Genomic DNA, 12,362 nt, shown 5'->3' with positions numbered 1-12,362 from the left:
TTCCTAGTTTAATTTCTATAAACCTCATTTATTATTTAATTGTCAGCCACTTTATCTTTAAAGGTATAAAATATACATTTTTTATTTCAAGTGATTCGATACAAGGTGGCTATGTAAAATATCCTTGTTCTATCAGCATACTTTTCAAAGTATAATAAATGACCAATCCAGTGTTCTCACGTAAATACTTAATGTGATTAGATAATTCTTTATCTAGGCTGAGTACGTAGTTCAAAACGTGTTTTAAGTGTTCATCTAACTCTTCGACAACTATTTCTGCCAATTTAGCTATTTTTATTTTTGTTAGTAAGATAAGCACATTGGCAAAAGCATGAAAACCTAATAAAACGTTAATGAGAGGACGCTCTCTCTCTTTTAAAATTGAGTAGCACATAGGTGCATCGTGTGTGCACAACGGGTGGCTTAATTGTAAAAGGTGAAAATATAAATGGGAGCATTCGTGAACAAGCATGTTAATTACTTCGATTAAAGATGCTTGGTTATTTATTTCAATGTGGCCAGGTAACGCAAGCGAAGTTTGACTTTGCGTCTGGCAGTGGGCTGGTTTTTGGAGTGGACTAAGCTCTTTTAAATTTAATATTATCCAAAGGTAGTACTCTTCAAAATTTGATGCCAAAAAGCTTAAGGCATTTTTAATTTGGAGCTCAAATTCTGAGTGCTTGTTGCAAATATTATTTGGCTTGTTGTTGTTTTCTTCGATGTAGCCACTAGCAATAAAAAAAGGAAGTTCATCATTAGTATCCCAAAAGGATGTCAACTTATCTTTGTCTACCCACCTAATGCCCAGTTCCTTAAGGTTAACTAATTTGTATGTCTTCACTTTATTGGAGATAGTGATCACTTTCAATATTCCATTTTCACCAATAATATGGATTGGGTCGAAATAGGTTTTGCCAAAAATACGTATAGGTAAAGTGTCGCCTTGATATTTGACATTAATACTCTCAATTTGACCAATAACATAGGCAAGTATATTAGCGCCTAATTCATACCATTTTTTATGCATTCGTAAGTCAATTTGATTCATTTTTGCATAAATAAATGGAAATACTTCAGTGCTATGAGTCAAAAAGTCATGATGATTATCAAAGGTAATATCGAATGTATGAGTATTGTTTGCTTCAGCAAAGTTATTATATTGCTTGAAAAATATACTTATTTGAATTTTTACAAGTGCACTGGTCATTTCTGGGAAATTTGTACCCAAAGGGTTTGATAGAGCTTTAAAAAGGTATTCCATTAGCCTTCCAGTTTACGTTTTAGTGCGCTTGATTCGTTGAGCCAACCAAATGTATGCATTTTTAATACGAGATCTTTGAATCTGGATTTATAGTGCTCATCGATGAATTCTAATTGCCCAATGGCGATCGCAGCCTCTTGCCGCATTTTATTTAAAACAAGATTGTATATGTAGTTAAAGTGGGCGTTACTATTGGTTTTATCTTTCGTTAAAGACTCTGATTCCAATTGGGAATAGTAAAGGGCTCTGGAAACCACAGTAGCAGAGTCTCGATAATGACCACACCGAATATCGCTGTTTAACCCCTGAGGACTTCTTTGTTGGTGAACTATGGTTTCATGCACACATCCTTCATATCGAATTTGTACTCCATTCCTAATAACGGCCATTTTTTGTTTAACTAGCGCAGGTACGTTTGGGAGCTGGAGCTCTGCTTTAGGATCAATATTGCTGTAATCTACCTGAAATTGAGATAGTTGAAAGTCAATGGCGTCATATTTATTTGACTCTAATACTTTGTATAGTAAGAGAATATCTTCGTCTTCAATTAATTCATCTACGTCAAGAATAAGTAGCCACTTACTTGTTGCTTGGGAAAGAGCAAAGTTCCGAGCGGCACTAAAATCATCATTCCACTCATAATGATGAATTTTAACATCAAATTCATTGGCTATTTCCAGGGTCTTGTCAGTTGATCCAGTGTCGACAATTATAATTTCGTCGGTATAGCGGGATACCGATCTAAGGTATCTTCCTATCGTTAATTGTTCGTTTTTACATATGATAACGGCGCTAATATAGCTCATTCTTCAAGCTCCTTACTAAAACTACCATCTTTCATTTGAATAATTCTTGAAAGGTACCTTACTTGTGACTTATCGTGAGTAACCATCACTATGGTTGTGCCGTCATCGTTAATTTTTTTTAGTAATTCTAACGTTTGTTCAGTGTTGGTTGAGTCTAGATTTCCAGTAGGTTCATCTGCGAATATTATGTCAGGATTCGTAACTAAGGCTCTGGCTATTGCAACTCGTTGTTGTTGACCGCCAGACAATTGAATTGGTTTATGATTTGACCTGGAAGCGATGTCTAGTTTTTCCATTATTTCAAGCGCTTTAGCATCACGTGCTTTTCGGTTTATTCCTATATATTTTAGCGGAAGGGCGATATTATCTTTGACGCTTAGTGAGTTGATTAAGTTAAAACTCTGAAAAATAAAACCGACACTTCTTCTATATTTGTACAAATTACTCTTAGATTTATAAGGGTATATTTGCTTCCCTGCATAGGTGATTCTCCCTGAGTCGGGAGCATCTAACATGCCGAGAATGGATAATAGGGTAGATTTACCGCAGCCTGACTGGCCTGTTATACCGACAAATTCCCCTTTTTCTATCTTGAGATTTATACTGTTTAGGGCTGTGGTTTCGATATCATCAGATCTAAACTTCTTCACTAAATTTTCTAAAACTATCATGGTCTTTGTTACTCGCTTAGATACAGTACGTCGACGTCAAACAAGTTTTTGTAAGACGAGGTAATAATTTTTTCTCCAGGTTTTAACCCTTCTAGAATAGATAAAGAGGTTAAGCTTTTTTTGCTTGGAATAATATTGCGCCTTTCAGCTTTTGTTTCTTGCTCATTTACAACAAAGACCCAATTATCTCCTGTATATGCTGAGAAGCCGCTAAATGGGATATTCGTGATCGAATCAATTAGGTCTAGTTTTACTGTGCCACTCAAGCTCAAACCTCTTCGCAACTGAAAGTCTACCGGTTCTGTAAACTTGAATTCTACCTTGAACTTTCCTTGTTTTATCTCAGGTAGGATGTTTCTAACCGTTAAGTTAACTTTTTCCTCATTGACTAAAACAGTTGCTTTTGCACTTTTTGTTATTCTGCCGATGTGAAATTCATCAATATAGGCTACCAAGATAAAATCATCTAACCCATCAATTCGTGCAATTTTCTCCCCTTTATTGAGTGATTGCCCATTACGTAAATTGAAGTCTGTTAGCAAACCAGACACTGGCGCTTTTACATCAAGAGATGAGAGGTTTTTTTTGGTAAACAGCAAACTATCTTCGAGGCTTTTTGCGTTTTCTGAAAGTTGAGCCATTTGCTTTTGCTGAATACCCATATCGGTCTTCTGAGATAGTAAAATGAGATCCTTTTTTTCTCGTAAATACTCTAATTCATTTGTTAGTGCAATGAGGTCATCTTCTATATGTAAATTATCAAGCTTTAGTTTTTTAAGGTTATTGAGTTGTCGAGTTGTTTGCTTTATTCGGAAGTTTGTTTGTAGAATTTGTTCCAAATGTTTGAGCTTGTTGCGTTCAAGTTCTATCTCTAATACATTTAAGTTGTTCAGTTGCTGAGTGATTTCGGCTTCGCTTCTTATTACTTCAAGAATGAGCGAGGTGTTGGAGAGAAATAATATTTGTTGTCCCGCTTGAACAAAATCACCATTTTTTGCACTAATTTCTTTAACAACTCCACCTTCTATAGCGTCAATAAAAAAGACTTGTTGTGGTTCAACTTCTCCTAAAAACGATATTTCCTGTGAGAACTCACTTGCTTTTACTTTTGAAATGACGATATCTTTTTTATTAATCGTTTTGCTTCTTGAAGAACCGATGTTGTACAGGTTATAGACAATGAATATTGCTAATGCTGTAACAGCAAGCAGGCTCGCTGCTACAAGCTTACTACGTCGTTTTTTTTCAATAGGTCTATCCATTAAAATAAAATCCTTTATTAAATTATAATCTTAGCTTGCTTGATTTATCAGGTTTTTTTTAGGCAGTATCTTTATAGTGCCATTTTTAATCGTAATTACTCGGTCAGCAAATTCCAGAAAAGCGGGTCTGTGAGCAATGACAACTTTGGTACACGGCATATTGCTTATGCTTCTAAGAATGGTTTTTTCACTTTCAGCGTCTAAATTTGCGGTGCCTTCATCTAACATCAAAATATTAGGGTTCTTGTATAAAGCTTTGGCGATCGATATTTTTTGTTTTTCCCCCTCCGAAAAAGGGGAGCCCATATCTCCGATATGGGTGCTAAAACCCATAGACAAACTAGTAATTTTGTTGAAAACACCAGTCAGTTTTGCCGCCTCAACAACTCGGTCAAAGTCTATTTCTGGATCGAATAATGCGATGTTTTCTGCGATTGTGCCAACAAAGAGTTGCTCATCCTGGCTAACACACCCAATGTGACTTCTAACCCCTTTAAGTGTACTTTGTGAAAGTTTATATTGGTCAAAATAAATACTTCCGCTCGTTGGTAGGGTAATACCTAGTAGCATTCTCATTAGAGTCGTTTTACCAACGCCATTCTCTCCGGTAATAGCGATGAACTCACCGGGGTGAATTTTAAAGTCGATATGACTTAATAAAGGCGTTTCTCTATTTTCTAGATAATAACTGAGTCCTTTAATCGTGATCTGCCCTTTTAATTTTTCAATAGGCTCTAATATTGTGTTTTCATTAATTTCTGGGGGAAAGGAAAACATGTCTTCCACTCTTTTTGCTTTTGTATTTAGAATGATTAGTTCAATAAAGCGGTCGATGAGTTGTGTGGAGCGAAACATGAAATGTGAATTGTAAAATATGACGGCTAAAATCAGCCCTATGCTAAAATCGCCTTTACTATAAAGCAGTGCACATACTAAAAAAAATATTGAAGCATTGAGTGCTTGAACAAAGTTTTTAGCAGATCTTAATGCCGCATCAGACATTCTAAAATTTTTAGATGCTTTTATTTGATCGCCGTAAAAATTTGACCAACGATTAAACCTTTGTGTTTCTATGGCATTAATTTTAGTCGTGTGTATCGTTTTTAGAGTTTCAATAATATGGCCTGAAGCTTCTCCACTGGCATAAAGTAACTCTAGTTCTCTCTGCATTATGTTAGTTTGTGTAAACTTACGAATAAGAAAATATAGGCAGACTGAAACAACACTAATTAACCCCAAATAAAACGAAATATGAAAAACGAGAAGTAGTGTTAGCAAGGTAATTAAACCATCAATAATTGCGAGAGGAACAGTGCTAGAAAAAAACTGCTGTATATCGTTGATAATTCTATGTCGTTCAATAATGTGGCCTATTTGTCGTTTTTCAAAAAAAGCTAACGGGAGGGCCATAAGCTTTTCAAATACACTCGTACTAACTTTATAGTTAATGATTGTCGAGAGGTGAATGACAGCGTAGTCTCGAATGAATGTTGTTATGGTGAGAGAAACAGCGATGAGCATTAAGGTTAATCCGACCGCCATCAGGAATTGTTCTGATGCTACATTGAGATGTTTATCAAAATACTGTTTAAATAAAAAGGGTTGCATGAGGACTAGCGCTTCCATCAATACTGACAGTAAAATGATTTGCGCAACAGATACCTTTATCTCTATTTTACTTAATGCTCCTATCAAGTTTTTCAACCCAAAAGTAGAAGTATCATTAATCGGAGCAAAGTTACTATCTGGAGTTATGTCAACGATAATTCCTGTGAAGTGATTCGATACGATTGATAAAGGAAGTTTACGAATACCACGGGCTGGATCGTAAATCGTAGCCATACCATTTTCAATTTTATGTAGTACAACGAAGTGCTGCATGTCCCAATGCAACACGATTGGTCTTGTGAAATAAGATAGCCCCTCAATACTGCTCTTAAGAGGGTTTGCTGAAAGATTTACGTCTTTACAAAAACCAACAAACGTCTTTAATGTCACGCCTTCATTAGAAACAGGAAACCGATTTCTTATGCTACTGAGTGAAGTATTTGCTCCGTAAAAGTTAGCTATCATTGTTAAACAAGCTAGGCTGCACTCAGAGCTTTCATCTTGGAATACAATTTTTATTTTTTTATTTGAGCGCATTAATCGTCCTTTAAATGCTGGCTTGGAATTAATTTAATTAATTTTCTCCAAAATGGTGTTAACGAAATTAAAAAGCTCGTTAAGCAAACAGTGACCCCAGCAAGAATATATACATTGCTGCTATCTACTTTCTGTGTAAATTTGCTTAGCCAGTAATTTGAGAAATAAATAGTTACGGGTACTGAGACGATAGTCGCTAACAAAATGGGTATGATATTGTCATTTATAATGGTTTGAGCTAAATGACGATAGCTAGCGCCTAGACCAATTCGGATGGCATATTCTTTAGTTGAGCTAAACACGTATATGGCTAGCACGCCAAATAAACCAACGAGCGACAACAGTAACCCAAGAGAGGCTATGATTGTGACTATCTTAGTTTGCAGTGTCACTCTTTGATATAAGCTTAAATGGTACGAATACAGTGTTTCTACATCTAAGACTCTATTGGGGTATATATCATGCCATATACCTTCTAAGACTTTATTGATGTCAACATTGTTGCCAGAGTTTATGTAGACTAGTCTATCAACTCTTGTTGAGTCACTGACGAATACCGTTGGAGGGATTTCATCAAACATGGTTTTAAAATTAAAGTCTTGTACAACACCAATCACTTTTGCTTGACGCCAACTACCATTACCAGCATAAAGCTGATCAATGTATTTTCCTGTGGCATTCTGTGCAGAGTAACCAAGAAGCTTCGCGGCACTTTCATTTAAAATGACAGCAATTGGTGTTGTTTTATTGTATTCAATATCATCAGCTTTATTTTGGTTAAACCAACTACCAGCTATTAGTTTTACATTAAATAAGTTAAGGCCTGATGTGCCGAAGTTGATGACTTCCATTGTGAGTGAGTTATGATTGAAGTCTTTTCTTACGGACATAGAGCTATCTCTATTGTCTCCATGAACAAAACCAGTAACAGCCACATGTTCAGAACCAATGTGTTCTGCGAGTAAATCAGATATGCGAAAAAGCGCGTGTGCATGTTCTGGGCTTCTCCTTTCCCATAAAACGTATGTTTCACTGGAGTCAAAGCTTTGCTTGTTATTGATAAGAAAACCTATCTGGGCATTCATTAAAAAAGACATGCTTACCAAAACAATACTGATACTAAATTGAATGAAAACGATTACTGAGTAGCTGCGACTGAAGCTTGCTTTAGAAGTGCCAGAGTTGATTAAAGTTATGGGCTTCTTACGAAGAAAATATGAAGCAAATATTGCAGCGCTAAGTGTGGCAATAACGACAGGTAGTGTTAGAGATATAAAAAGTGTCAATGTCAGTAAATCGCTCAAGTCTAAGTTAAAGCTAAAATATTGATGGATGATAGGAAAAAATCCTAAGGTGGCTATAAACGCTAAAATGGAGATGCTTAGCGCGAGCGTTATTGATCTTAAAAATACTTCAAAAATCAGATCATAGTTAGTTGCCCCAAAAGACATTTTTATCCCTAACGCAGAAATTTCCCCTAGTAATATAGAGTTGTTGAGGACGATAAAATTCATTAACGAAACAAGAAATATCATCAGGCATAAGATGAGTAATGTCGTCAACATGGTTTCTTTATCAGAAGATGAATTAATAGGTTTATCATACGTTAGGAGGTGGGCTTCTGATAAAGGTGTTAAGACAAAACTGTACATGGGGAGAGCCCCTGCGGAATAACCAGGTTTGACATATTGGGGCGGAGCGTGAATGCGCAGAGTACTATTTAGCAGCTTTGCAATTGTGTCTTTGTCGAATTGAGATTTAATATAGGTGTGGCTACTGCTAGTCCCCCAATGGTGAAGAAACAGGTCTGCATTTTTCAGTAAAGGTGAGGCAATAGATATAATTGAGTCGATATCAAGGTGAGACTGCTTCGGCCAATTATCCATTACAGCAATAACACTCAGATGTTCTCTGTCATCCGTTAAAATCTGTTGACCGATTGGGTTGCGACTACCAAATAAGCGTGCAGATAAATCTTTGGTAATGATGATGGCATTAGCCTGATTACCAAAATTATCAATACTTCCTGCTATTATGGGAACATCAAATAATGATAAAAATTCATGGTCAGCAAAATGCGTAGAGAAAGTCTTAATTTTGTCTTTATTAACATAACTGATAAATGATGAGTATAGTCTTGCCCCACTCTCTATAGAATCTATTTGCTCCAGTAATACAGGTAAGGCGCTAGCGGGAATTGATGGTGATTGGATAGACTCTCTATCAGCATGATTGACTAGGTTATCCACTCTGTAGATATATTCTTTATCGTCAACCCAGTTATCATAGTTGGACTCAGTAAAGTATAGAGCGCCTATCAGCATAAAAGCTGAAAACCCAGTACTTATACCTAGTATCAGTAGCCAGTTTCTAATTAACTCAATTTTGAAGTTTGCGAAAAAATTTTTCATAGAATAAATCCAAAAAACTTAACCAGAAATATACACGGTAGAAACTAAGCTAATAGAAAAAAAGCAACTGGAATAACTAAGTAATAGATATTTAATGGTTTATAATTAAATTCAAATTTTTTGAATTTTTCTTTTTCATGATCGATTACCTCAGGGCGGTAAAGAGATATTTCTTTTTCAATTATATTCATTTAAGTCAACTCCCATTGATGTTAATTGATCGCATAATGGTTGATAAATTTGGTGTCCTGCTAGGGTGAAGTATTCATCTTTATATCTTTCCAGTTGCTCCCATAGGCTTTTTACAAGGTGGTCGTTGTGTTTAATATAGTGTGTCAAGAGTGCTTGATCAGAGTAAAGGTTTTTCTGGTAAATTTTTTTGTATAACAGTAATATATTACCGAGGGCATGGAACGCTAATAGCACCATTTTCATTGGCCGTTTCACTTTCTTTAGCGGAGAATAAATTTCAGGGGTTTTGGATATAAACAATGGGGTGGTTAATTCCACAATGTTGAAATACATATGGGAATTTTCATGTATTATGACATCTAAAATTAATAATAAATTATTGTGGCCTTTTAAATGAATTTGATTAGGCCAAAACGCATATGATTGACTCTTGATACCCTTATTCTTGGTATGATCCATAGGGATAATTTCATGGATAAGCGCAATTGACCATAAATAAAATTCAGGGAAATGCGACTCTAAAAAACGATAACCATGCTCGACTCTCTCTACTAATATCTCGTGCGTGCTATCATCGCAGTAAGCTGGCTCTTCACCATAGTTCCAATCTTTTAGCCAAACAGCTTTAACAAGAGGGGCCGATTTTAAACTACCAAGATTGATAAAGCTCTTTTGAGCATTGCTATTCACCCATACGATAGATTGATTATCGAGCTTTTTGGCAATTAATGTATCGGTACATTCACCATCTATAGCCACAATAATTTCGTTGGAAAGGTTGCTAGTAATTTTGACTTCTTTTCCGTAATAATTTTTTCCGCAGAGAGTTAACGGCTTCAATGACGCATCACAACAAATGTTTAAGCTCGTCATAAGTCCTGATAGATAAGCAACTATTGCTAGTTGTGATGTGTACCATTCGTCACTCAGATCTTTCAGCTCATTTTTCATTTGTGCAAGCCTAAGTGGTCCCATTTCTGGACGCATTCCTATGATATCAGACCCTGTTTTGGTGTGTTGCAAGTTTGGAAAATACTCAGGTTGTTTTAAGGCTTCTTTTTGAATTGTATTCCAAACAAAAGCATCAGAAATTGATTTTGAAAGGTTTACGAAGTCACCCTCATACGGATTGGATAGACAACTAAAATTCAGCATTACATTTATTCCTTGACTGTTAGTTGTTGGTAAATACCCCTAGCATTTACTTTAGAATTAACCTTTAAAATATTTTCTAATTGATCTATATCAATAAGGTCTTTTTCCAATGAAAACTTCGCTAACTCTTCATATATCATTGTCAATGTGTCACAGATGATAGCTTTGTTTTTGAACCTGGTGAGTTTGGAAAATCTGTTGTACAAAGCTCCTCCTCCACATAATCTGTACCAATCGCAACCTTCGCAAGCTAATGGCTTATGGTCTACTGCATCAATAAGTTCTTGGAAAATATCGCTATCGAAATGATCTTTTAATGAATGTTGGAAAATGCTGAGTTTAGATTTGGAAAATTCATCTGCTAATCCAAACATGTTGTCATCGATGAGCAAAGCACCTTCACTTGATATTGTCACTATGTGGTGTTTTAGGGCGTTCTTATAGTCGTTATACTCAGCAAAATCTTCTGATTGCATAGACATAAATACATTTGAAATGCCGCGTACATATTTAAATTTTGGATAGACAAGTTCTTGGGTCCAATATTGAATCGCCTTTTTGTGACTCTCTACGTGAGAGTTCCAAGTTGGTGATTCCTGAGTATCCCAACCACCTCGTGGAAAGTTTAAGCCAGGACTGTTGATGCCAAGCTCCTCTATAAGGTGTTTCAGGGCTCTTTCTTGATCATCTGGATGTAATAGACTTAGCGCCCCGATTTTACTCAGTTTACCGTCTCTATAAGCTTGTTGGACTAGTTTAAGCCCTTTTATTGCATCATTATAGCTTGATTTCCCGTTGTGCTTTGGACGCACTTTACCATGTGTTTCTTCGGTTCCATCTAGGCTTAGACCTACCGATATGTTGTGTTTTGCGAAAATTTCAATCCATTCGTCATCAATGAGCACTCCATTAGCTTGGATGGCGAATTCTATCTTTACATCATCTAAAACATTCTTTTTAATATGGGTGCAAATATAATCAAATTTTTCCTTTTTCATCATTAATGGCTCACCACCATGTAAAACGATATTGAAGTTTTGTATATTTGTTTCCCGCACTGAACGATTTAAAAAGTCAGGTAAGGCTTCTACGACATCATCTCCAATTATTGGCTGGTTATCGTTCCCGTCAAATTCATGGAAGTAATAGTAACAATGAGGACAAGCTAAATTACACCTTTCAACAACTTTTAGCACTATATCCATGGTAAAAATACGTTTTTCTTTAAACACAAGGCATCCTTTATTGCAATTTAACGAAATGGTGGACCACTTATCCAATTCACTAATGAGTGTCTGGTTCCGGTCAAAATAGGAGTAACTCTGTGATGTATAAAAGACGGAAAGATGATTGCATCTCCTGCTTCTAAGTTATTAACCAATGGTTCTCCCTCAATACCTCTCGGATAACCGATCTCTAATACACCGCCAGTAAATTCGCACGCATTGTTTAATTGTACAGACATAGATAGCTTTCTTTCACTTGCGAGCTTGGTTCCTATGTCTGCATGCCACTGTGAAAAATGGTCGCCCTGATCATATTTTAGGTATTTTAATGGTTCTTTCGTGCCTTCAACTTCGAAGCCCCAATGATCGGCCGCTTTGAAAAACAGCAAATCCATTCTGTCGTAAATCCACTGAGACTCTTTATTTTTGCCAATTTGAGTATTCCCATTGCGGCGTTTAGTTTCGTCTACTGAATATTGAAGACCATCCCAAACGGTCGCTTTGTGGAGTGTGCGCTTTTCCATTAATTCAATGATATTTTCACATTCGTCACTGGCAAAAAGACCTGGGACTAAAAGAGATACTCTACAGGTATTTGCCATGTAAACTCTTTCTCCTTTATTTTTTGAATAGATTAACGTGCCTTAAAAAGGCACGTTAATCTATTATTGGCCCTTACTTTATTCGGGCTAAGAGTTTGGATATTTAAACTTTGTGCACTATGTATTTTCTAAATTTGTGACAATGTCATTCATGTGAAAAATAGAATACGCACACAGTATGAATAAAAAAACTATGCTTTTAACGGAATTGCCGAGTTTCCTTAAGGCATTCCATCGTTACCTGGGCTGCTGTAATGGTTACTATCATGTGTGCTTTGATGCGCAGCAGAAATCATATCTAAGTGTTCGTCAAGAACGGCAGAAACATGTTCATTCATTTCACCAAAATCGACAGCTTCGTTTTTATTATTAGCTGACATTGCTTTCGCTAATTCTGCGATTTTTTTCATAACTTTTCCTTATTAAATTAGCCGTGAATGGCTGAGTTTTCGACAGACAATCCATCAAAATCTGTTTATAAAAATTTTTTATTATAATCGGTTTGGTTATAATTAATATGTTATAACATTTAATGTTTTTATGAGATTATGTAATTACCTGTAAGTTAAGGTTTTGTCATGTGCGGTTATTTTTAACAGGCTTAGGAAGTGATAAGACAACATGTTAACTC

Annotated in this window: 11 protein-coding genes; all 11 read right to left on the bottom strand. The window is 35.9% G+C overall.

Going from position 1 to position 12,362, the window contains the following annotated elements:
• Positions 1 to 109: 109 nt before the first annotated feature.
• The 11 genes from J8L97_RS13915 to J8L97_RS13865 all read right to left on the bottom strand — a co-directional run bounded on the left by J8L97_RS13915 (position 110) and on the right by J8L97_RS13865 (position 12,141).
• Entirely contained in the window at positions 110 to 1,027 is a 918-nt protein-coding gene (locus J8L97_RS13915; protein ID WP_211050487.1) for an aKG-HExxH-type peptide beta-hydroxylase, read from the bottom strand.
• 233 nt (positions 1,028 to 1,260) lie between these two features.
• Positions 1,261 to 2,067, bottom strand: a complete 807-nt coding sequence (locus tag J8L97_RS13910) for a glycosyltransferase family 2 protein (RefSeq protein WP_211050485.1) — start codon at positions 2,065 to 2,067, stop codon at positions 1,261 to 1,263.
• Positions 2,064 to 2,738 (bottom strand): ABC transporter ATP-binding protein, encoded by a 675-nt coding sequence (locus tag J8L97_RS13905; RefSeq protein WP_211050483.1) that lies wholly within the window; start codon positions 2,736 to 2,738, stop codon positions 2,064 to 2,066. The genes J8L97_RS13910 and J8L97_RS13905 overlap by 4 nt, the downstream gene beginning before the upstream one ends.
• 8 nt (positions 2,739 to 2,746) lie before the next feature.
• The gene (locus J8L97_RS13900) at positions 2,747 to 4,000 is read right to left on the bottom strand and encodes an efflux RND transporter periplasmic adaptor subunit (protein WP_211050481.1); all 1,254 of its coding nucleotides are present in this window, start codon (positions 3,998 to 4,000) and stop codon (positions 2,747 to 2,749) included.
• A gap of 30 nt (positions 4,001 to 4,030) precedes the next feature.
• Positions 4,031 to 6,145 carry a peptidase domain-containing ABC transporter gene (locus J8L97_RS13895; protein WP_211050480.1) on the bottom strand — a complete coding sequence of 705 codons (2,115 nt, stop codon included), beginning with the start codon at positions 6,143 to 6,145 and terminating at the stop codon, positions 4,031 to 4,033.
• Entirely contained in the window at positions 6,145 to 8,556 is a 2,412-nt protein-coding gene (locus tag J8L97_RS13890) for an ABC transporter permease (RefSeq protein ID WP_211050479.1), read from the bottom strand. Before J8L97_RS13890 ends, J8L97_RS13895 begins: the two co-directional genes overlap by 1 nt.
• A gap of 44 nt (positions 8,557 to 8,600) precedes the next feature.
• A complete protein-coding gene (locus tag J8L97_RS13885) occupies positions 8,601 to 8,747 on the bottom strand; it encodes a hypothetical protein (RefSeq protein WP_211050478.1) in 147 nt (48 codons plus the stop codon).
• On the bottom strand, positions 8,734 to 9,903 hold the full coding sequence (locus tag J8L97_RS13880; RefSeq protein WP_211050477.1) for an HEXXH motif-containing putative peptide modification protein: 1,170 nt from the start codon (positions 9,901 to 9,903) through the stop codon (positions 8,734 to 8,736). The genes J8L97_RS13885 and J8L97_RS13880 overlap by 14 nt, the downstream gene beginning before the upstream one ends.
• A 5-nt stretch (positions 9,904 to 9,908) precedes the next feature.
• Complete coding sequence (locus J8L97_RS13875; protein ID WP_211050476.1) at positions 9,909 to 11,135, bottom strand: radical SAM protein; 1,227 nt, start codon at positions 11,133 to 11,135, stop codon at positions 9,909 to 9,911.
• Between the two features lie 20 nt (positions 11,136 to 11,155).
• Positions 11,156 to 11,731 carry a 2OG-Fe(II) oxygenase gene (locus J8L97_RS13870; RefSeq protein ID WP_211050475.1) on the bottom strand — a complete coding sequence of 192 codons (576 nt, stop codon included), beginning with the start codon at positions 11,729 to 11,731 and terminating at the stop codon, positions 11,156 to 11,158.
• A gap of 221 nt (positions 11,732 to 11,952) precedes the next feature.
• The gene (locus tag J8L97_RS13865) at positions 11,953 to 12,141 is read right to left on the bottom strand and encodes a hypothetical protein (RefSeq protein WP_211050472.1); all 189 of its coding nucleotides are present in this window, start codon (positions 12,139 to 12,141) and stop codon (positions 11,953 to 11,955) included.
• Positions 12,142 to 12,362: the final 221 nt, after the last annotated feature.

The organism is Pseudoalteromonas sp. MMG012 (assembly GCF_018100875.1).
Classification (GTDB): domain Bacteria; phylum Pseudomonadota; class Gammaproteobacteria; order Enterobacterales; family Alteromonadaceae; genus Pseudoalteromonas; species Pseudoalteromonas aurantia.
This window is presented reverse-complemented; position numbering and strand designations above follow the sequence as displayed.